Here is a 19,690-nt window from a genome sequence, read left to right on the forward strand (position 1 = left end):
AAAAAACACCTTCTAAATTCAGTAGGGAGAAGTAGAAAGTACTTTTAAGTGTAGTTAATTAGCAGGAAATTGCACGGTAAATGTACAAATTTTATACTAGTTTAAAATCAGCCTGTTACGGCTTTTTACCTAAAAAGGTGCCTACTTTATACAAGCCTTATGCGCAACTTATACCCAAGTTATCAACTGGGCATTTTGTACTAAATCACGTGGTAATGAGTTCTTAATTTTATTCTTTTGCCACTTACCAAGGCCTACCGGACAGCCACATAACATTAACACTACTTCACCATTATCTTGAGTTGGTTTTTCGAGCCGAATATCTTTACCGTTAAAGTAATCGTTTGCTTGGCAAGCAGACATCTCAAAGGTATTTTTATCGCAATCTTGGCCAAATACGGTGGCAAATTCATGCGCTAAGCGAACCCCACCTTTGTGAATTACACCAAGTTGAATACCTAAACGTGAGTATTTAATTTTATCTTGCAGTTCATCAAAGCCATCAGGAAACAACCAAAGCTCTTTATCACGCTGCATTAAGGTGCCTTTAAGTGATTTTAGACCGAACTGTTTTTTAATTGTTTGCATAAACGCTTGGCTTTGCTTTTTATCAAACTCAGCAAACGGAAATGCGCCTTTCTTAACTTTTTGATTGGGGTTATCGCTTGACGCTATTTTCTTAAATTTAGCGATGAAGAAACCTTCACTATCGTAAGTTTGCGGCCAAACGTGCAAATAACCTTCGCTGGTTGTCGCTTTATCTGCGCCATCGAACAGGCTATCGAGTGATTGTACTTCGATGCAATCAGGGAACTCAGCTAATAGATATTCGCACACTTGTTGGTTTTCAAGGGGTGTTAAAGTACAGGTCGAATAAACTAATGTGCCGCCGGGTTTTAGGGCGTAAAAGGCACTTTTGATGAGTGCTTTTTGCACAGCAGCAATATCAATATTAGATTCGATTGACCAATTCTTTAGGGCGTCTGCATCTTTACGAACCGTGCCTTCACCTGAGCACGGGGCGTCTAGCAAAATACTGTCGAAGCACTCATACATGTAATCTCCAAAGATCACACCATCAAAATGTGATAACGCACAGTTACCAACACCCATACGTTTGAGGGTTGCTGCCAATACTTTTAAGCGAGACGATGACAATTCATTGGCAACTAACACGCCACTATTATCCATCATGGCAGCGATTTGTGATGTTTTTGAACCTGGTGCCGATGCCATATCTAATACCGTATTGCCTTGCTCAACCTCGGCTCTCAGTGCAACCGGCGGCAGCATTGAGCTGGCTTCTTGTACATACATAGCGCCACTTAAGTGTAAATCGGTATTACCGATTGCAAGGGCTTCTTCTTCCTCACTTGGACGTGTTAACCAGAATCCTTCTTCGCACCATGGAATTGCTGTTAACTCCCATCCTTTATTGGCGCATTGACGCTGAAATTCTGAGACTGACATTTTTAATGTATTTACGCGAACTGAGCGTCTAAGTGGGCGACGACAAGCTGCAATAAAGTCGTCTAATGATAAATGTTCAGGAAGGTAGCTTTTTACATCATCAATAAATGAATCTGGAATATATGTATTAGCGTCCACTAAATGGCTCTCACGTCACGTAATAATAGGCGGATCATACCATTTATAGCGCTGTCAGGGGATATTTTTAGCTTTTTACGAGCGATATTAAAGTGTCGACAAATTGCCGATATAAATGTATTTTATAGTCATTATTTTTGATAAATATCATTTTATGTCGACATTTTGCTGGTTTTTTAGTCTATTTTTCCGATCGCAAGGTTGACAGATTCGATGATAGGGCGCATAGTGAACTCACAAATTGTCGACAATCTTAATTTAGTACTTAAATAGACCTATTTATGACAGAGCAAAAAGCCAACGATAACTACAACGATATCACGATAACAACGGCATCAGACCAAGTGTTTGTCGACATGCGTCGTGAAATTGTACAAGGCACCATTGAGCAGGGTAGCAAAATTTCTGAGCCAGAACTTGCTAAACGCTATGGTGTAAGCCGTGCCACCCTTCGCGAGGCGCTAAATCGTTTAGAGAGCTGTTATTTGGTCGAGCGTAAAGCCAATGTTGGTTGCCGTGTAGTCGCACTGACCGCTGAGCGTTTAATCGAAGTCTATCAGGTACGTAGTGCCCTTGAGGGGCTCGCTTGTCGGTTAGCTGCCGACAACATGGAACCTGAAGAAGTGCAGGGTTTAAAGCAGTTATTGAACCAGCACTTACAAACACAGCGTGTAAAAGAAGGTGAATCATACTACCAAGAAGCGGGCGACCTTGATTTTCATTATCGCATTATAAAAGGGTCGAAAAACGCACATTTAATTCATCTTTTATGCAATGAGTTGTACCAGTTAATTCGTATGTACCGTGTACAAATGGGTATGGTTGGGCCACGTGTATCAAAAGCATTTGATGAACACTTGGCTATTATTAATGCCATTGAAAACCATGACGGTGAATTAGCCGAAATGCTTATGAAACGCCATATCAGCGCGTCTCAGGCAAATATTCAGACTAAGTTTGACTTACTCGCAGCAAAAAATCAGTAGCGCCGTAGTTAAACAGTCACAATTTAGATTTAAAAATAGAGTCAGCCAAAGAGCTGAAACCGTTCAAAGATAGGAGTTATCCAATGTCAGCAGGATTAAAGTTCAAACAGGCAATTGCCAACAACAAGCCATTGCAAGTGGTTGGCACAGTCAATGCGTACTGCGCAATGATGGCAGAAAAAACAGGTCACCAAGCACTTTACCTCTCAGGTGCGGGTGTTGCTAACGCGTCATACGGCATGCCAGATTTAGGTATGACTAGCCTAGATAACGTACTTGAAGATATTCGTCGAATTACCAGCGCTACCGACTTACCGCTTCTTGTAGATGCTGACACAGGTTGGGGTGGTGCATTTAATATTGCTCGTACCGTTAAAGAAATGACCAAAGCGGGTGCTGCGGGCTTTCATATTGAAGACCAAGTAGCACAAAAACGTTGTGGTCACCGTCCTAATAAAGAAATCGTGTCTAAAGATGAAATGGTTGACCGAATTAAAGCTGCGGTTGATGCCAAAACTGACAGTGATTTTTACATCATGGCGCGTACTGACGCATTCCAAAAAGAAGGCTTAAATGCAGCGATTGATCGCGCTGCAGCATGCGTTGAAGCGGGCGCAGACGCTATCTTTGCAGAAGCTGTACATGATTTAGCAGATTACCAAGCGTTTGCTAAAGCGTTAAATGTGCCAATTCTTGCGAATATCACTGAATTTGGTCAAACACCGCTCTATACAAAAGAGCAGTTAAGCGAAGTTGGTGTTGAAATTGTACTTTATCCATTAAGTGCATTTAGAGCCATGAACAAAGCAGCGCTTAATGTGTATTCGTCTATTCTTAACGAAGGCTCACAACAAAGCCAATTAGACAACATGCAAACACGTGCAGAATTATATGAGTTTTTAGATTACCACTCATATGAAAACACACTCGATAACCTTTTCTCAGCTAAAAAATCATAACGACAACATATAAGGAGAACACTCATGGTAGATAAAGCATTAGGCGGCGCAGGTTTACGTGGTCAAGTAGCAGGTGAAACAGCACTGTGTACAGTAGGTAAGTCAGGTTCAGGTTTAACTTATTGTGGTTATGATATTAGTGAATTAGCAGATAAAGCGCAGTTTGAAGAAGTGTCTTTTTTACTGTCGCGTGGTGAATTACCAACAGAATCTGAGCTTACTGAATATAAAGCAAAGCTAAAATCACTACGTGGTTTACCTGAAGCACTAAAAACAGTGCTTGAAAACATCCCTAAAGACGCACACCCAATGGATGTAATGCGCACCGGTTGTTCTATGCTAGGTAACCTAGAAATGGAGCAAGATTTCTCACAAGCGAATGATGCGATTGACCGCCTAGTTGCCGTATTCCCAAGCATTATTTGTTACTGGTATCGTTTTAGTCATGACGGCGTTCGTATCGACACTGAAACTGATGATGATTCGGTAGGTGCACACTTTTTACGTTTATTACATGACAAAGCACCATCAGCACTGTTTGAGCAAGTAATGAATGTGTCTTTAATTCTTTATGCTGAGCATGAGTTTAATGCATCGACATTCACTGCGCGTGTGTGTGCATCGACATTGTCGGATATTCATTCTTGTGTAACGGGTGCTATCGGTAGCTTACGTGGTCCACTGCATGGCGGTGCAAACGAAGCCGCTATGGATATGATTGAAGGCTTCACAAGCCCAGATCAAGCTGAAGATGCACTGATGGGTATGCTTGAGCGTAAAGACAAGATCATGGGCTTTGGTCACGCTATCTACCGCGAATCAGATCCACGTAACGTGATCATCAAAAAATGGTCAGAAAAACTGGCTGCAGAAGTGGGTGACGATGTTCTTTATCCAGTGTCTGTTCGCTGTGAAGAAGTTATGTGGCGTGAAAAGAAATTATTCTGTAATGCTGATTTCTTCCATGCATCTGCGTATCACTTCATGGGTATTCCAACTAAGTTATTCACGCCAATTTTCGTGATGAGCCGAGTTACAGGTTGGACAGCACACGTGAAAGAGCAACGTGCTAACAACCGTATTATTCGACCAAGTGCAGATTATACGGGCCCAGAAGCGCGCAGCTATACGCCAATTTCTGAGCGTTAATCGTTAATTAAATCAGTGATAGGGGTAGCTTAGCTGCCCCTTTATGAAGGGGCGAAATAAATACAAAAACAATCAGCCTTCCTTTGTTCACCGTCACCAAGTACAAGTAGAATCATCATGAATACAAATTTTAGAAAACCATTAGCAGGCACAGGAGTAGATTACTTTGATACTCGCGCTGCTGTTGATGCAATTAAACCGGGCAGCTATGCCACACTTCCTTACACATCGCGAGTACTTGCCGAAAACTTAGTTCGTCGCTGTGAACCTGAAATGCTAAATGATGCACTGTCGCAATTGATTGACCGTAAGCGTGATTTAGATTTTCCATGGTTTCCTGCGCGAGTTGTGTGTCACGATATCTTAGGTCAAACAGCGTTAGTTGATTTAGCAGGTCTGCGTGATGCTATTGCTGCAAAAGGCGGCGATCCTGCAAAAGTGAACCCTGTGGTACCAACACAGTTAATTGTTGACCACTCATTAGCGGTTGAACACGCAGGTTTTGAACCGGATGCTTTTGAAAAAAACCGTGCTATTGAAGATCGTCGTAATGATGACCGTTTTCATTTTATCAATTGGACGAAAACAGCATTTAAAAATATTGATGTGATCCCGCCGGGTAACGGCATTATGCATCAAATCAATTTAGAGAAAATGTCACCGGTGATCCAAAACCGCGATGGCGTGGCATTCCCAGATACACTAGTTGGTACTGATAGCCATACACCTATGGTCGATGCATTAGGTGTTATTGCTGTAGGCGTGGGTGGTCTTGAAGCTGAAAGCGTGATGCTTGGCCGAGCGTCTTACATGCGTTTACCTGACATTGTTGGGGTTGAGCTAACAGGCAAACCACAACCGGGTATTACTGCAACTGATATCGTATTAGCGATCACCGAGTTTTTACGCAATGAAAAAGTTGTGTCGACCTACCTTGAATTTTATGGTGAAGGTGCCGATGCACTTACCCTAGGTGACAGAGCAACTATTTCTAATATGACGCCAGAGTTTGGCGCAACAGCTGCGATGTTCTACATTGATGACAACACACTTGATTACCTACGCTTAACAGGTCGCGAAGAAGAGCAGGTTAAACTAGTCGAAACTTACGCAAAAGAAACCGGTCTTTGGAGCGATAGCCTTAAAACGGCAGAATATGAGCGTGTGTTAACCTTTGATCTGTCATCAGTTGGTCGCAATATTGCGGGCCCATCGAATCCACATCGCCGTGTTGCAACAAAGGACCTTGATAAAGCGGGTATCACTGGCATCGTTGAAAATGAAGAAGGCTTAATGCCAGATGGCGCCTGTATCATTGCAGCAATCACAAGTTGTACTAATACCAGTAACCCACGCAATGTAATTGCCGCTGGTTTACTTGCGCGCAATGCTAACGCTAAAGGGTTAACCCGTAAGCCATGGGTTAAAACATCACTGGCACCGGGTTCTAAAGCGGTTAAATCTTACTTAGAAGAAGCAAATTTATTACCTGAACTCGAGCAACTTGGCTTTGGTATCGTTGGCTTTGCATGTACGACCTGTAATGGCATGAGTGGTGCGCTTGATCCAAAGATTCAGCAAGAAGTGATTGACCGTGACTTATATGCAACAGCTGTACTTTCGGGTAACCGTAATTTTGATGGCCGTATTCACCCTTATGCTAAACAAGCATTCTTAGCTTCACCACCACTGGTTGTTGCTTATGCCATTGCTGGTACTATTCGCTTTGATATCGAAAAAGATGTATTAGGGTACGATCAACAAGGCAACGAAATTCGCTTAATGGATTTATGGCCATCAGATGAAGAAATTGATGCAGTGATCAAACAAAGTGTTAAACCTGAACAATTTAAAAAGGTTTACGAGCCAATGTTTGATTTAAGTGTTGATTACGGTGAAGACAACGATCCGCTTTACCAATGGCGTCCACAAAGTACTTATATTCGCCGTCCTCCTTATTGGGAAGGTGCATTAGCGGGTGAACGTTCGCTTAGTAATATGCGTGCATTAGCGGTACTGGGTGACAACATCACCACTGACCACTTATCGCCTTCAAATGCGATTTTAGCGTCAAGTGCAGCTGGCGAGTACTTAGCTAAAATGGGCCTCCCAGAAGAAGATTTTAACTCGTATGCAACTCACCGAGGCGACCATTTAACTGCACAGCGTGCAACATTCGCTAACCCTAAGTTATTGAATGAAATGGTTAAAGAAAATGGTGAAGTGAAGCAAGGTTCATACGCTCGTATTGAACCAGAAGGCAAAGTGACACGTATGTGGGAAGCAATCGAAACCTACATGCAGCGTAAACAACCGCTTATCATTGTGGCAGGTGCCGATTATGGTCAAGGCTCATCACGTGACTGGGCTGCAAAAGGTGTACGCCTTGCAGGTGTTGAAGTGATTGCAGCGGAAGGCTTTGAGCGTATTCACCGCACTAACTTAATTGGTATGGGTGTACTACCGCTAGAATTTAAAGCTGGCACTACGCGAACTACATTAGGTATTGATGGCAGTGAAACCTTTAGTGTGAAAGGTGAGCCAACACCAGGTGCAACCCTGACCTTAGTGATCACCCGTGCCAATGGTGAAACCGTTGAAGTACCAATGACGTGTCGTTTAGATACCGCTGAAGAAGTGTCAATTTATTCAGCTGGTGGTGTACTACAACGTTTCGCGCAAGATTTCTTAGAATCTGAGGAGCACTAAGTAATGGCGTTTAAACCACAAATTAAGGTGCCAGCGACCTATATGCGTGGCGGCACCAGTAAAGGGGTGTTCTTTAACTTAACTGATTTACCTGAGCCTGCCCAAGTGGCAGGTGAGGCGCGCGATAACCTGTTATTGCGTGTAATTGGCAGCCCCGATCCTTATCAAAAACAAACTGATGGCATGGGCGGCGCAACGTCAAGCACCAGTAAAACGGTGATTTTATCGAAAAGCGCTAAAGCTGATCACGATGTCGATTATCTGTTTGGTCAAGTGGCTATCGATAAAGCGTTTGTTGATTGGAGTGGTAATTGCGGCAATTTAACTTCAGCAGTCGGGGCCTTTGCTGTGTCGAACGGCCTTGTTGATGCCAACAAAATTCCAGAAAACGGCGTTGTCGAAGTTAAAGTATGGCAAGTCAATATTAGTAAAACCATCATAGTGCATGTGCCAATTACAAATGGTGAAGTACAAGAAACTGGTGATTTTGAGCTTGATGGTGTGACATTCCCTGCCGCTGAAGTGAAACTTGAATTTATGGACCCTGCAGATGGCGAAGGGGCATTATTCCCAACAGGTAACTTAGTCGATGAACTAGACGTGCCAGGCATTGGTATGTTGTCTGCGACCATGATCAATGCGGGTATTCCAACGGTTTTCATTAACGCCAGTGAAGTTGGCTATGATGGTACAGAGCTGCAAGAAGCCATTAACGGTGATGTATCTGCGCTTGAAAAATTAGAAACTATTCGTGCTTACGGAGCATTGAAAATGGGGCTAATTTCTCATATTGATGAAGCAAAAGCACGTCAACATACGCCAAAAGTAGCTTGGGTTGCACCAGCTAAAACTTATCATGCGTCAAGCGGTAAAGTTGTTAGTGATACTGATATTGATTTAGTGGTACGTGCTATGTCGATGGGTAAATTACACCATGCGATGATGGGCACAGCTGCGGTTGCTATTGGTACTGCAGCTGCTATTCCTGGCACCTTGGTTAACCTTGCTGCAGGCGGTGGCGAGCGTCAGGAGGTAAACTTTGGTCATCCTTCTGGTACTTTAAAAGTGGGTGCCGCTGCAACGCTTGTTGATGATAAATGGCAAGTCACAAAAGCAAGTATGAGCCGGAGTGCTCGTGTGTTAATGGAAGGCTGGGTTAGAGTGCCCGAGTAGTAATCTATAGCGTACTGATATGCTCAAAATAAAGCGGCGGTTACGCCGCTTTTTCTAATCCGTAGCACTGTTGTTTCATGCCTTCAATAAACTCATCAAACTTGCCGCTTTGTTGCATCATCTCTATTTCATCATTCAAATCTTGTAAAACTTTTTGCCAATGCGGTGTTGATTTACTGACAGAGTAATAAAGTGCTTTGTATTCAAGTTTTGGTTCTAGTGCGACCAGTGATTCTAATATTTGTCGTTTACCCTTAATTGATAACTCAGATTTATGAACGCTGGCTTTTAACACTTCAAGATCTGCCACAATCAGGCTTACACGATTACTTAATAAGAGGTGTATTAATTGATACTCATTATTTGCCACGATTGTATCGATTTCTTTGTTATCGATCATGGCATCTAATTCTTTGGTGTTTTTATATGAGCGTACGACTCCAATAGGCAGGTCTTTTACTGAGTTTAAGTCTCCATTGAAAGGGATTTGGTTTCCTTTTAACGCCACGAAAGATAGATCTCCTCCCGGGATTGCATGACTTAAAGCGAGTAAATCGTTACGGGTTTTATCTAAAAAGTTATCAGAAATCACATTACTTTCAATGAAGTACTCAGGAAAGAGAATATCGGCTCGGCCTAATTCAGCTTCTCTAACTGCACGAGCCCAAGGGTAAAAACTAATATGAACGCCGTAGCCTTTTTCAAGAAGAGCACTGACCGTAAATTGGAAAAGCCAACCTTTATTACATAAGTTTTCGTCTATATAAGGGGGCCAATCGAGGGTAACGAGCTTTAGAACGTGTTTGGCATCTAGGTTATAACCGTACCCGCCATTAAAGCGTACCGCTTGCTCTGTAATAAATTCGCCATCCATTTCATAAGTAACAGGAGTAAGGTTAGCAATAGCTTGATATGAAAAAAATAAAAATAACGCTGCAAACAGTTTCATATAGTATTTAAGTTTTGTTATTTACATATAGCTTAGTCTTTTGCTGTAAATATACAACCTAATCACTTGAACAATATACCTCTAAGCTGTGGCTTAAATCTAATTCATATCGTTGACAGGGTATTCGCAACATAGTAGATTTCGTCGGGTGTGGCGAAGTGTTACACCGCTTTAAGGACGACCTTAAAGTTGTGATTTTAATTCGGGGACGACCCCATAAAGAGGTCGACCATGAATTGGATCTTACTTATTACTGCCGGCTTACTTGAAGTCGCTTGGGCTTATGGCCTAAAACAATCAAACGGTTTTACTAAACCACTCATTTCATTCTTTACAATTTTAACTATGGCTGCGAGCTTTTATTGCTTAAGTGTGACGCTTAAATCATTACCACTTAGTTTGGCTTATGCCGTTTGGGTAGGTATTGGTGTAATTGGGTCTGCAATACTAGGTATGACGCTACTAGCAGAAGGCGTGAGTCTATTAAAAATAGCCAGCTTACTGCTGATTGCCCTTGGAATTATTGGTTTGAAATTAGCCAGTTAGATTTTTTATCTCTGAAAATAATTAAGTAATATTTCGGATTGGTATTAAATAAAAATCCGATAGGCTGTCGCTCTATCGGATTTTGGTCCTGATCAAATGTAATTTGGGATTTATTACTTAGTGTAATTTCTTATAATCAACGACCCGTTGCTGTTGTACACCTAAGCCTTCAATGCCTAGGGTTACAACATCACCATCGTTCAAATAAATTGGCGGAGTTTGCCCTAAACCAACTCCCGGTGGAGTGCCTGTAGAGATAACATCGCCTGGTTGTAGGCTCATAAATTGGCTGAGATAGCTAACAATAAACGCAGGATCAAATACCATGGTTTTAGTATTACCATTTTGGAATTGGGTATCGTTTACTTTTAACCACATATCTAAATTAAGTGGATCAGCAATCTCATCTTTGGTTACTAGCCAAGGACCAAGTGGACCAAATGTGTCACAGCCTTTACCCTTATCCCATTGGCAGCCACGCTCTAGTTGAAAGTTACGCTCAGATACATCATTACAAACACAATAACCAGCTATGTAGTCATTGGCATTTTCAACATTGACATAGGAGGCGTGCTTACCAATGACGATGGCAAGTTCAACTTCCCAGTCTAATTTTTCGCTGTTTTTAGGTTTGATAATATTATCGTTAGGTCCACTGATGGCGCTGGTGGCTTTACTGAATACTTCAGGCTCCTTTGGGATTGCCATGCCAGATTCTGCAGCATGATCTGCGTAGTTCAAACCAATGCAAATGAACTTACCAACGTTAGCAACGCATGCGCCGATTCTTACTGACTCATCTACAATAGGCAGTGATGTAAGGTCTAAGCTTTTTATTTTTTCTAGGCTCTCAACTGAAAGAGCGGCTCCATTAACATCATTAATAATGCCACTTAAGCAACGAATTTTACCGTCACCATCTATAATACCGGGTTTTTCTTGGCCTTCAGGGCCATATCTGAGTAGTTTCATAATGATTCTCTTTACTTCAGTTAATTATTAAGTGTGACGAAACCGCCATCAATCGGGAAATTACTGCCTGTTATAAATGCAGCGTCGTCTGAGCATAAGTAATCAACAAGTCCTGCGATTTCTTCAGGTTTACCCATGCGACCAATAGGTTGGCTTTTTGAGAGCTTTTCAAACATCTCAGCCTGATTATCTGGGTAGCTTTGTGCTAAAAAGTTATCAACAAAAGGGGTATGAACACGACCAGGGGCAATACAGTTACAACGAATACCGTATGATAAATAATCTTTTGCTACAGAGTAGGTCATGGTTAAAACGGCACCTTTAGTCATTGAATAGGCAAACCTATCGGCAATTCCTACGGATGAAGCAACAGATGCTAGGTTAATGATGACGCCGCTCTGTTTTTCTTTCATGCTTGCAATGGCTGCATGTATACAGTTATAAACACCTTTAACATTGATGTTGTAGAGTCTGTCTAAGTCTGACTCTGTGGTATTTTCGATATTGCCAATGTGGGCTATACCTGCATTGTTTATCAGAATATCAATGGCATAGTGTTTTTTTATAGTTGCAAACAACTCTGCAACTTGTTGATGGTTCGCTACATCCACTGCAAATGCTTGTGCAGATCCACCGTTTTCATTTATTTCTTGCATCACTGTATTTGCAGCATCGATATTTAAATCAACAACAAGAATATGCATATTCCGTTTCGCTAAACGTAAACAGATACTTCGACCTATTCCGCTACCACCTCCTGTTACTAAGGCTATTTTTTTTGAGCTTTGCTGATTCATAATGTGTCCTTAAAAGGTGTGATTAGAGTAACTTATAAAAATTTCGCGCATTTTCTGACCATATCAACTGCCGTTCTGCTTTAGGCAATTCATTGATCAATGCCTGACTAATGTCATGCCACAAATCATAACTGCCATTCATGTTGACAACAGGCCAATCACTTCCCCAAAGAATTCTTTTCGGACCAAACAATTGATAAATGAGCTGAAAATATTGACGATAAATAGCAACATCAACACAATCTGTTGCAGCTTGTGTCATTAGTCCTGAAAACTTAATAGAAACATTTTCTAACTCTGCCAAGCAGGTTAACTGGTGTTGCCATTTCGTTGACATAGGTTTTGTTAAGTCAGGTTTAGCAAGGTGGTTAACTACAATATTTAATTGTGGATAGCGCTTTGCAATTGATATTATCTGCTCAAGATGTATATCAAGTATGAGTGCATCAAATGTAAGGCTGTTGTTTGCTAAAAAGTCAAAAATAGCAGCAAAATCGTCATTGAGTATCCAGTCAGGGTCGTCAATATCTTGCAACATTGGACGAATACCTTTGAAATAGGGATTTTTACTTAATGACGCTAAATGAGAAATGACATCGTTGGCTTGAAAATCAACCCAACCGACGACACCTGCTATGAAATCAGTTTTTTGAGCTAGCTCGAGCAAGAAGTATGTCTCATCTATTGAATCTGCAGCTTGAACCACAATTGTGCTCGTTATGCCATATAACTCTAATGCTGGAGCTAGTAATTCAGGCAAATGATCTTTATAGAGACAAGTAAAGTCAGAAGTTAGCCAGTTATAGTCTCCTCGGCTTAATTGCCAAAAGTGTTGATGGCTATCTACTTTTTCTATTATTGAGCTAGATGTTGATTTCATAATTACGCTCATTACATCGGTACTGGGGCATTTTCAGCAAGTAACTGTTCAGATTTTAAATCTTGCCAAAATGCACAAGGGATCACTTCATTAAATAGCTGTACAGTTTTTGCAACTCGCTTTGCATTGCCAAGGCCTGGAATAACCGATGCAACTGCCTGGTGTGCAAGCGGAAATTGCAGTGCAGCAGCTGCGAGAGTGACATTATGGTCTATACAAATTTGCTCAATTTTATCTACTTTTAAAATTACTTCTTTAGGGGCAGGGTTGTAGTTATAAAAGGGCGTTTTGTTAGTGCGAACGCCAGTTGCTAATATGCCCGAGTTGTAAGGACCGCCGAGAATTATCGACGTACCATTTGTAATGCATTGAGGAAGAAACTCGTTGACTGGTTCTTGTTCAAGTAATGAGTATCGGCCGGCTAATAAAAAACAATCAAACTGGCCAATATTCATGGCTCGCTGACAAATTTCTACTTCGTTTACACCTAAACCAATCGCTTTGATTTGTCCGCTACTTTTAAGTTCATCAAGTGCTCTATAACCACCTTGCTCGAACTGCATAAAATAAAATGAATCTCTATCTCCATGAGTATCTCTGCCAAGATCATGAACCAGAAGAATATCAATTTCAGCGAGCCCTAAACGTTGCTGACTATCCTCAAATGAGCGCATAATGCCATCGTAGCTGTAGTCATATTGAGCATCAAAAGGCATCGGAGTAGCAAAACCATGGCGAAGCTGCGTTACATCCGCTTTCGCGTCTGGTTTAATGAGTCTTCCAACTTTTGTGGATAATATATAATCCTGTTTTGGAAGTTCCCTTAGTGCATCTCCCACTCGACGTTCACTTAGTCCTGCACCATAACGCGGAGCTGTATCAAAATAGTTGATACCTATATCAATAGCCGATGATAAAGTGTTTTTAGCTTCTTCATCACTGACTGGTTGATATAAATTACCCATAGACGCAGCCCCAAAACCTAACGTTGATATATTTAGGTTTGTGTTACCAAGTTGACGAGTGTTGAAAACGTTTTTCATAATACTCCTACCATATTGTTCAGCTATTTAACTAGGAAGCTAGGTAAGTCCGTTACTTTTTCACAGCCTAATTGGTTCATTATCTGCGTTACCTGCATCATCAATGCATTAATGGTATGAATGCCTCCTTTATCACCTAATGCGCCAACGCCATATACAAAAGGTCTACCCAGAAAAGTAAAATCTGCTCCACTTGCTAGGGCACTCACAATATTAGTGCCGCTTCGTAAACCGCTATCCATAAATATCTTCATGTCTTTTGAATACTTAGATGCGATAGTTTGTAGTGGTTTTACTGGTGATTCACCTGCATCAAGTTGTCGACCACCATGATTAGAAATTACGACAGCATCAGCGCCAAGTTCTATAGCCGATTTCACATCTTGTTCACTAATTAATCCTTTTATTACTAATGGCCCTTGCCACATATCTCGTATAGGCTTTAGTCCCTCAATATCTACACGGCCCATAACCGTTTTATTCATAAATGCTGCAAGTTCATCGGTTGGCATGTCTTTAGGCATATAGGGTTTTAGGGTTTGCATTTCAGGCTTGCCGGCAAGCGCTGTTTCGTAAAACCAACGGGGTCTACTTAGCATTTGCATGATGTTTGAAAGTGTCATTTTAGGTGGCATCGCCAAACCATTGCGGATATCTCTTGGGCGATAGCCAAATGTTGGCACATCAACTGTGACAACCAATACAGGGTAGTGTGCTGCTTTTATGCGACTTAATAGATCTTTACGAATGCTCTCATCTGTTGGGTTGTATAATTGGAACCAAGCATGACCCTCAGACACTTCTGCAATACGCTCAAGGCTAGATGACGAAACAGTACTTAATACATAAGGGATGTTTTTTTCAGCGGCAGCTTTAGCCAGTATCTCAGGCGCTTTTGGCCACATTAGGCCTTGCAAACCAACGGGTGCAATTCCAAAAGGAGCTGAGTAGGTGTGGCCAAATAGTTCAACGGATTGATCGCTGCCAGAAAAGGGCTTTAATAATGTACTACGCAATTGTACAGCATTGATCTCGTCTCGATTTCGCTGAACACTTCGCTCTTCCATACAGCCACCTTCAAGGTAGTCAAATGCAAAGCGTGGTATGCGTTGTTTGGCTTTTTTCTTGAGGTCCGCTATATCAGGGTATTTATGATTAAAGTAATTATTCATGATGATGTCCTCTGCTCACATTAATTCAAGCAAGCAGGTCCTATGCTGTCGAATGTTTTATAAGTTAACAAAAATTCCTGATGTCCCATTTGTTCAGATTTACTTTGTTCACCACTTGCAATGCGGACAATAAGATCAAAGATTTCATCTCCCACTTGCTCTACCGTTTTCTGACCTTCGATAATACTTCCAGCATTTATATCCATGTCATCACTTAAGTTTTTGTATGTTTCAGGGTTTGCGCAGATTTTAATTACTGGCGAAATAGCTGAACCAACAACGGAGCCACGACCGGTTGTAAATAATGTGATGTGGGCACCTGATGCAATCATTTCGATGATTTCTTGATTATCAGAAATGTTTGGAAATCCAAATTTAGGGTCACCATCAGGGACTACATCCATCAAGAATAAGCCTTTTTTGTGGGGCTCTTCACCCGGTTTAATAATGCCATTAATTAACGAGCCACCTGACTTAGCATAAGCTCCCATTGATTTTTCTTCTTGTGTTGTTAAGCCACCCTCTGCATTACCTGGAGCAAAGCTGCCATAGCCCATTTTTGTGTAATATTTCTCAGCTTTTATGACACAAGATACAAGCTTGTCTGCAAGGTCTTTCGATTCGGCCCTTTGCGCCATTATTTGCTCGCAGCCCACAAGTTCGCCGGTTTCTTCAAAAATGCAGGTTGCATTTTGCGTAATTAAACGGTCGAAACACTTACCAACTGCAGGGTTTGCGCTGATACCACTGGTGCCATCTGAACCACCACAGATTGTGCCAATAACTAATTCATCAAGCGTCATATCAACAACAGGGCATGAAGAAATTTGTTCTAGCATAGCCGCAGCTTCTTGAACCCCTTTATCAATGGTGTTTTTTGTTCCGCCGTTATTTTGAATAACAAGCGTACTAACGGGTCGACCAGACTGACTGATAGCTTCACTTAAGTGTTCACGGTTGAACCCTTCACATCCCAAAGAAACGAGTAACACACCGCCAACATTAGGGTGGGTACACAGTTTAGTCATCATAGAAAGTGCATAATTGTTTGGATAGCAGCCAGGAAAGCCAATAAGTTGGATGTCTTGGTTATTTGACTTATTAACGATTGTTCTTGCCACATGGTGTGCACATTCAACTAAGTAGGCTACAACCACAGTGTTACGAATACCTTTTTTACCATTACTTCTTAAATAGCCCTGCATATTAATCTCCACTAACTGAGTGCCTAGTGTGGCTTGCTATATAGTCACTCTTCATATTGTGAAGGTGCACATGCTGTCCTTTTTCAATATCGTCAGTGGCAGATCCGATAGGCACACCGTATTTTAAAATTTGTTCGCCTTTTTGAATTGCACGGCAGGCAACTTTATGACCAACAGTGACATCTGTATTTAGCGTTAGCTCATCATTTGCAATGGTGATCGCTTCACCAAGGTATGCAGCCTGACAACAAACAATGACGTTGTCTTGTTCATGCAGTAACACAAATTTATTTCCAGACATTCAATCCTCACAATTAAAGTTTGTTGGTACACTAGCAAATTATTTTAAATATGAATTGTTTTTTCATATTTAAAATATTTGTAATAATTAAACAAGTCAACATCTTTCTTTTGTCTCTAGCCACTGTCATTTGTTGCTAAAGCCAGGAACCTTTAAAAAAATAGTAAATAAACAATTGTTTTTTATAGACATATTTAAAATAATATTTTTCTTATATGAAATTTAATTGTATATATGAATTTATCGTGCAATCTTTTAAACATGAACTGTACTAAGCAGTTCGTATTAACAGCATCTAACTAAGAGCGTAATTAACAATGAACACATATCAATTAGGTACAAAAGAGGGAGGGGAAACTGCACCATTAATCGCAACGGATATGCTGATACCTTTTATTCTGGTTGCAGCACTTTTTCCTCTTTGGGGCTTTGCAAATGACATTACCAACCCGCTGGTAAAAGCGTTCAAAGATATTTTTCTAATTTCAAATGCACAGAGTTCTCTTGTGCAATTTGCTTTTTACTTAGGGTATGGAGTGATGGCTATTCCTGCCGCATTGTATATTCGGCGCTATTCGTATAAATCTGGGATACTACTTGGACTTGGGCTATATGCACTGGGTGCATTACTATTTATTCCTGCCAGTTATTACATGGAATTTAATTATTTTTTGGCTTCTTTGTGTATTTTAACCTGTGGATTGGCACTCTTAGCGACAACTGCAAATCCTTATATTTTATCAATGGGAGATGAGCGGACAGCCACAAAGCGGTTAAATTTAGCGCAAGCATTCAACCCTGTTGGTTCGTTGATGGGCATGTTTGTTGCTTCAACTATGATTCTAAATAAGCTTGAAATAGAACAGTTTAGAGCTGAAGAAAAATTACAACATCCAGAATATGCACATTGGCTCCCCGCAGTTGTTGATGAAAAGCTTACCGAAGCACTTTATACCTTTTCAAAAGAAGAACCATTTAATCATATGGCGATGCAGGCAGCTGATTTGGCGACAATACGCGACCCTTATGTGGTAATTGCGATGATTGTTATTGTCTTATTTTTTATCTATTTATTTTATCACTTGCCTAATACACAGGCTGGTAAAGTAAATCAAAGTGACAATAGCGCGAAGGAGGTTTTTGTAAAACTTATTAAAAATAAGCGCTATGTTGAAGGTGTGATTGCTCAAGTTTTTTATGTTGGTGCACAAATTATGTGCTGGACTTTTATTATCCATTACGGGATGACTGAAGTAGGCTTAACCGCTTCTGAAGCGCAGAATTACAACATTGTTGCTATGTGTGTTTTTCTGGCCAGTCGCTTTATTTGTACGTTTTTACTTAATTGGGTTAACGCCGCATTACTGCTGATGATCTTTGCAATTGCTGCAGCGAGTTTGACGTTTGCTGTCATTTTTACCGGGGGCATGCTCGGATTGTATTGTCTTATTGCTGTTTCGGGGTGTATGTCTTTAATGTTCCCAACAATTTATGGTATCAGTTTAGGCGGTTTAAAAGCCGATGCAAGTATCGCATCCTCAGGATTGGTGATGGCGATTGTCGGAGGAGCGCTAATGCCACCTCTACAAGGGCAGATGATTGATGCAGGGCCACTGATAAAGTCACTAAGTGCAGTACAAACCTCTTTTTTACTACCTTTAATTAGTTTTATGGTGATAGCTGTTTTTGCTTATCGCGTTAACTATATCCATAAAACATCAGTGGAGAAATGAAATGCAATATTGCTTAACATTAGAGCTAGAAAACAACGATGATTTAATAGCCGAATATGAGAAATACCATGCCCCGGGAAATGTATGGCCTGAAGTTGTAGCGGCAATCAAAGAAGTGGGTATAACGAACATGGCGATTCATAGGCTAGGCACACAATTAATTATGATACTTGATACCTGCGATGACTTTAGTTTTGAACACAAAGCCAGATTCGATGCTCAAAATAGTAAAGTTCAAGAATGGGAAGCATTAATGGAAAAGTTTCAAAAGGTTGATACGTCATCCAGTAAATCTGCTAAGTGGAAGCTTGTTGAGCGGATTTTTTCACTGGATGAACAAATAGCAGCTTATTAAATGGGTATGGCGCTTTTTCTCATAAATGAAACTAATGTATACTTTTGTAATCTGAGGAAATTTTATAGCTAGTCTCAAAAAACTAGTGAGTTATATTAAGGTGAATATCAGTGGAAAAAGAAACGGATTCTAAATCACGGAAAAAAGTGTATTCAGCTCCTGCGCTTGAAAAAGGATTGGATTTGCTTGAATTGCTGTCAAGTGAAGTAGACGGTCTCAATATCACGGATATCACAGCACGACTCGATCGTTCGGTCGGCGAGTTGTTTAGAATGTTGGCGGTATTAGAGCAACGTGGCTATATTGAAACGCCAGCGGGAAGTGATAGGCATAGATTAACCTTAAAGCTTTTTGGGCTAGCCAATCGGTTTCCACCTATTAAGCGTTTAACATCGCTAGCTAATCCTTTGATGCACAGATTATCTTATACCATAGAGCAATCTTGCCATTTAGTGATCTACTACGAAGGTAAAGGTCATGTTGTAGTGCAGCAAGATTCACCTTCGGCGCGTATCTTTAGCGTTAGACTTGGCGCTGAAGCACCCTTAGTAAATACCTGTTCAGGGCATTTATTGTTGGCGTTTTCTGAACTAGAAAAGCGTGATTTAATGCTAAGTCGTGTGCCAAGTGACCACCCACAAGCAAATTCTGAACAACTCGAGGATATAATCAATCGCGTTAAAAGTCAGGGTTATGAGAGTGTAATTAGTGCGCAAGCTCATGGAGTAAATGATATTGGTTATCCAGTGTTTGATGCAACAGGTCAAATCGCAGCGGCATTAGTTGTGCCATTTATTGATTTCACTGACGGCTCTCATACAACTGATATGGCAATGATCCACGAAAATATGCAGGTAACAGCTTTAGAGTTGTCGAAGCTATTAGGGTATGAGTGATCCCAATTATCAAATTAGAATATTTAGAATTGGTACGACTGAGTGGATTCGAACCACCGAGCTTTGGATCGGGCCATCAAGAGTGGTAGTGCGCTAACTAGCTGAGCTTTGAGATATTGTAAATTAGTAAATTAGTAAATTTAGAATTGGTACGACCGAGTGGATTCGAACCACCGACCCCTACCATGTCAAGGTAGTGCTCTAACCAACTGAGCTACGGTCGTACAGAAGTGTCAAAATCAAGAGTGGTACAACCG

Annotated in this window: 18 protein-coding genes and 1 tRNA gene; 9 read left to right on the forward strand and 10 right to left on the reverse strand. The window is 41.0% G+C overall.

Features of this window, described 5'->3' with window-relative positions; translation table 11 throughout:
- Positions 1 to 168: 168 nt before the first annotated feature.
- The gene (gene rsmF / locus L1264_RS17025) at positions 169 to 1,608 is read right to left on the reverse strand and encodes a 16S rRNA (cytosine(1407)-C(5))-methyltransferase RsmF (protein WP_199526577.1); all 1,440 of its coding nucleotides are present in this window, start codon (positions 1,606 to 1,608) and stop codon (positions 169 to 171) included.
- 281 nt (positions 1,609 to 1,889) lie between these two features.
- On the opposite strand from rsmF, the gene L1264_RS17030 reads away from it, so the two are divergent.
- The 5 genes from L1264_RS17030 (at position 1,890) to prpF (ending at position 8,584) form a co-directional block, all read left to right on the forward strand.
- Positions 1,890 to 2,594, forward strand: a complete 705-nt coding sequence (locus L1264_RS17030; protein WP_054554723.1) for a GntR family transcriptional regulator — start codon at positions 1,890 to 1,892, stop codon at positions 2,592 to 2,594.
- An 83-nt stretch (positions 2,595 to 2,677) separates the two neighbouring features.
- A complete protein-coding gene (prpB, locus tag L1264_RS17035; RefSeq protein ID WP_135924348.1) occupies positions 2,678 to 3,553 on the forward strand; it encodes a methylisocitrate lyase in 876 nt (291 codons plus the stop codon).
- Positions 3,554 to 3,577: 24 nt separating this feature from the next.
- The gene (gene prpC, locus L1264_RS17040) at positions 3,578 to 4,702 is read left to right on the forward strand and encodes a bifunctional 2-methylcitrate synthase/citrate synthase (RefSeq protein ID WP_135924349.1); all 1,125 of its coding nucleotides are present in this window, start codon (positions 3,578 to 3,580) and stop codon (positions 4,700 to 4,702) included.
- A 117-nt stretch (positions 4,703 to 4,819) separates the two neighbouring features.
- Positions 4,820 to 7,411, forward strand: a complete 2,592-nt coding sequence (gene acnD / locus L1264_RS17045; RefSeq protein WP_199526575.1) for a Fe/S-dependent 2-methylisocitrate dehydratase AcnD — start codon at positions 4,820 to 4,822, stop codon at positions 7,409 to 7,411.
- Between the two features lie 3 nt (positions 7,412 to 7,414).
- The gene (gene prpF, locus L1264_RS17050; RefSeq protein ID WP_199526574.1) at positions 7,415 to 8,584 is read left to right on the forward strand and encodes a 2-methylaconitate cis-trans isomerase PrpF; all 1,170 of its coding nucleotides are present in this window, start codon (positions 7,415 to 7,417) and stop codon (positions 8,582 to 8,584) included.
- 40 nt (positions 8,585 to 8,624) lie between these two features.
- On the opposite strand, the gene L1264_RS17055 is transcribed toward prpF, so the two are convergent.
- Positions 8,625 to 9,533, reverse strand: coding sequence for a substrate-binding periplasmic protein (locus L1264_RS17055; protein WP_199526573.1), 909 nt, complete (start codon positions 9,531 to 9,533; stop codon positions 8,625 to 8,627).
- Positions 9,534 to 9,764: 231 nt separating this feature from the next.
- Between L1264_RS17055 and L1264_RS17060 the strand changes: the two genes are divergently transcribed.
- The gene (locus tag L1264_RS17060; RefSeq protein WP_199526572.1) at positions 9,765 to 10,079 is read left to right on the forward strand and encodes a DMT family transporter; all 315 of its coding nucleotides are present in this window, start codon (positions 9,765 to 9,767) and stop codon (positions 10,077 to 10,079) included.
- Positions 10,080 to 10,196: 117 nt separating this feature from the next.
- On the opposite strand, the gene L1264_RS17065 is transcribed toward L1264_RS17060, so the two are convergent.
- From L1264_RS17065 to L1264_RS17095, 7 genes are read right to left on the reverse strand one after another with little or no spacing between them, the layout of a single operon-like run.
- The gene (locus L1264_RS17065; protein ID WP_199526571.1) at positions 10,197 to 11,051 is read right to left on the reverse strand and encodes a fumarylacetoacetate hydrolase family protein; all 855 of its coding nucleotides are present in this window, start codon (positions 11,049 to 11,051) and stop codon (positions 10,197 to 10,199) included.
- Between the two features lie 20 nt (positions 11,052 to 11,071).
- Positions 11,072 to 11,848: an SDR family NAD(P)-dependent oxidoreductase gene (locus L1264_RS17070; protein WP_199526570.1), complete on the reverse strand. Its 777-nt coding sequence runs from the start codon at positions 11,846 to 11,848 to the stop codon at positions 11,072 to 11,074.
- A 22-nt stretch (positions 11,849 to 11,870) separates the two neighbouring features.
- The gene (locus L1264_RS17075) at positions 11,871 to 12,728 is read right to left on the reverse strand and encodes an amidohydrolase family protein (protein ID WP_199526569.1); all 858 of its coding nucleotides are present in this window, start codon (positions 12,726 to 12,728) and stop codon (positions 11,871 to 11,873) included.
- Positions 12,729 to 12,739: 11 nt separating this feature from the next.
- On the reverse strand, positions 12,740 to 13,771 hold the full coding sequence (locus tag L1264_RS17080) for an aldo/keto reductase (protein ID WP_199526568.1): 1,032 nt from the start codon (positions 13,769 to 13,771) through the stop codon (positions 12,740 to 12,742).
- Positions 13,772 to 13,794: 23 nt separating this feature from the next.
- Positions 13,795 to 14,943 carry an alpha-hydroxy acid oxidase gene (locus L1264_RS17085; RefSeq protein WP_199526567.1) on the reverse strand — a complete coding sequence of 383 codons (1,149 nt, stop codon included), beginning with the start codon at positions 14,941 to 14,943 and terminating at the stop codon, positions 13,795 to 13,797.
- Between the two features lie 20 nt (positions 14,944 to 14,963).
- Positions 14,964 to 16,148 (reverse strand): UxaA family hydrolase, encoded by a 1,185-nt coding sequence (locus tag L1264_RS17090; protein WP_199526566.1) that lies wholly within the window; start codon positions 16,146 to 16,148, stop codon positions 14,964 to 14,966.
- Between the two features lies 1 nt (position 16,149).
- A complete protein-coding gene (locus L1264_RS17095; RefSeq protein WP_135924360.1) occupies positions 16,150 to 16,449 on the reverse strand; it encodes a UxaA family hydrolase in 300 nt (99 codons plus the stop codon).
- Between the two features lie 317 nt (positions 16,450 to 16,766).
- Between L1264_RS17095 and fucP the strand changes: the two genes are divergently transcribed.
- The 3 genes from fucP to L1264_RS21520 all read left to right on the forward strand — a co-directional run bounded on the left by fucP (position 16,767) and on the right by L1264_RS21520 (position 19,433).
- Positions 16,767 to 18,182 carry an L-fucose:H+ symporter permease gene (gene fucP, locus L1264_RS17100; protein ID WP_235404278.1) on the forward strand — a complete coding sequence of 472 codons (1,416 nt, stop codon included), beginning with the start codon at positions 16,767 to 16,769 and terminating at the stop codon, positions 18,180 to 18,182.
- Between the two features lies 1 nt (position 18,183).
- Positions 18,184 to 18,537, forward strand: coding sequence for an L-rhamnose mutarotase (locus L1264_RS17105; RefSeq protein ID WP_199526564.1), 354 nt, complete (start codon positions 18,184 to 18,186; stop codon positions 18,535 to 18,537).
- A 110-nt stretch (positions 18,538 to 18,647) separates the two neighbouring features.
- The gene (locus tag L1264_RS21520; RefSeq protein ID WP_235404280.1) at positions 18,648 to 19,433 is read left to right on the forward strand and encodes an IclR family transcriptional regulator; all 786 of its coding nucleotides are present in this window, start codon (positions 18,648 to 18,650) and stop codon (positions 19,431 to 19,433) included.
- Positions 19,434 to 19,580: 147 nt separating this feature from the next.
- On the opposite strand, the gene L1264_RS17115 is transcribed toward L1264_RS21520, so the two are convergent.
- Positions 19,581 to 19,657: transfer RNA gene (locus tag L1264_RS17115), tRNA-Val, on the reverse strand.
- Positions 19,658 to 19,690: the final 33 nt, after the last annotated feature.

Origin of the sequence: Pseudoalteromonas sp. APAL1, from assembly GCF_021532475.1 — a bacterium.
GTDB classification, from domain to species: Bacteria; Pseudomonadota; Gammaproteobacteria; order Enterobacterales; family Alteromonadaceae; genus Pseudoalteromonas; species Pseudoalteromonas lipolytica_C.

Excerpts from the sequence above, each read along its gene's own strand:
- L1264_RS17030 (WP_054554723.1), top strand. The coding sequence starts at position 1,890 with ATGACAGAGCAAAAAGCCAACGATAACTACAACGATATCACGATAACA.
- prpB (WP_135924348.1), top strand. The coding sequence starts at position 2,678 with ATGTCAGCAGGATTAAAGTTCAAACAGGCAATTGCCAACAACAAGCCA.
- prpC (WP_135924349.1), top strand. The coding sequence starts at position 3,578 with ATGGTAGATAAAGCATTAGGCGGCGCAGGTTTACGTGGTCAAGTAGCA.
- acnD (WP_199526575.1), top strand. The coding sequence starts at position 4,820 with ATGAATACAAATTTTAGAAAACCATTAGCAGGCACAGGAGTAGATTAC.
- prpF (WP_199526574.1), top strand. The coding sequence starts at position 7,415 with ATGGCGTTTAAACCACAAATTAAGGTGCCAGCGACCTATATGCGTGGC.
- L1264_RS17055 (WP_199526573.1), bottom strand. The coding sequence starts at position 9,533 with ATGAAACTGTTTGCAGCGTTATTTTTATTTTTTTCATATCAAGCTATT.
- L1264_RS17060 (WP_199526572.1), top strand. The coding sequence starts at position 9,765 with ATGAATTGGATCTTACTTATTACTGCCGGCTTACTTGAAGTCGCTTGG.
- L1264_RS17065 (WP_199526571.1), bottom strand. The coding sequence starts at position 11,051 with ATGAAACTACTCAGATATGGCCCTGAAGGCCAAGAAAAACCCGGTATT.
- L1264_RS17070 (WP_199526570.1), bottom strand. The coding sequence starts at position 11,848 with ATGAATCAGCAAAGCTCAAAAAAAATAGCCTTAGTAACAGGAGGTGGT.
- L1264_RS17075 (WP_199526569.1), bottom strand. The coding sequence starts at position 12,728 with ATGAAATCAACATCTAGCTCAATAATAGAAAAAGTAGATAGCCATCAA.
- L1264_RS17080 (WP_199526568.1), bottom strand. The coding sequence starts at position 13,771 with ATGAAAAACGTTTTCAACACTCGTCAACTTGGTAACACAAACCTAAAT.
- L1264_RS17085 (WP_199526567.1), bottom strand. The coding sequence starts at position 14,943 with ATGAATAATTACTTTAATCATAAATACCCTGATATAGCGGACCTCAAG.
- L1264_RS17090 (WP_199526566.1), bottom strand. The coding sequence starts at position 16,148 with ATGCAGGGCTATTTAAGAAGTAATGGTAAAAAAGGTATTCGTAACACT.
- L1264_RS17095 (WP_135924360.1), bottom strand. The coding sequence starts at position 16,449 with ATGTCTGGAAATAAATTTGTGTTACTGCATGAACAAGACAACGTCATT.
- fucP (WP_235404278.1), top strand. The coding sequence starts at position 16,767 with ATGAACACATATCAATTAGGTACAAAAGAGGGAGGGGAAACTGCACCA.
- L1264_RS17105 (WP_199526564.1), top strand. The coding sequence starts at position 18,184 with ATGCAATATTGCTTAACATTAGAGCTAGAAAACAACGATGATTTAATA.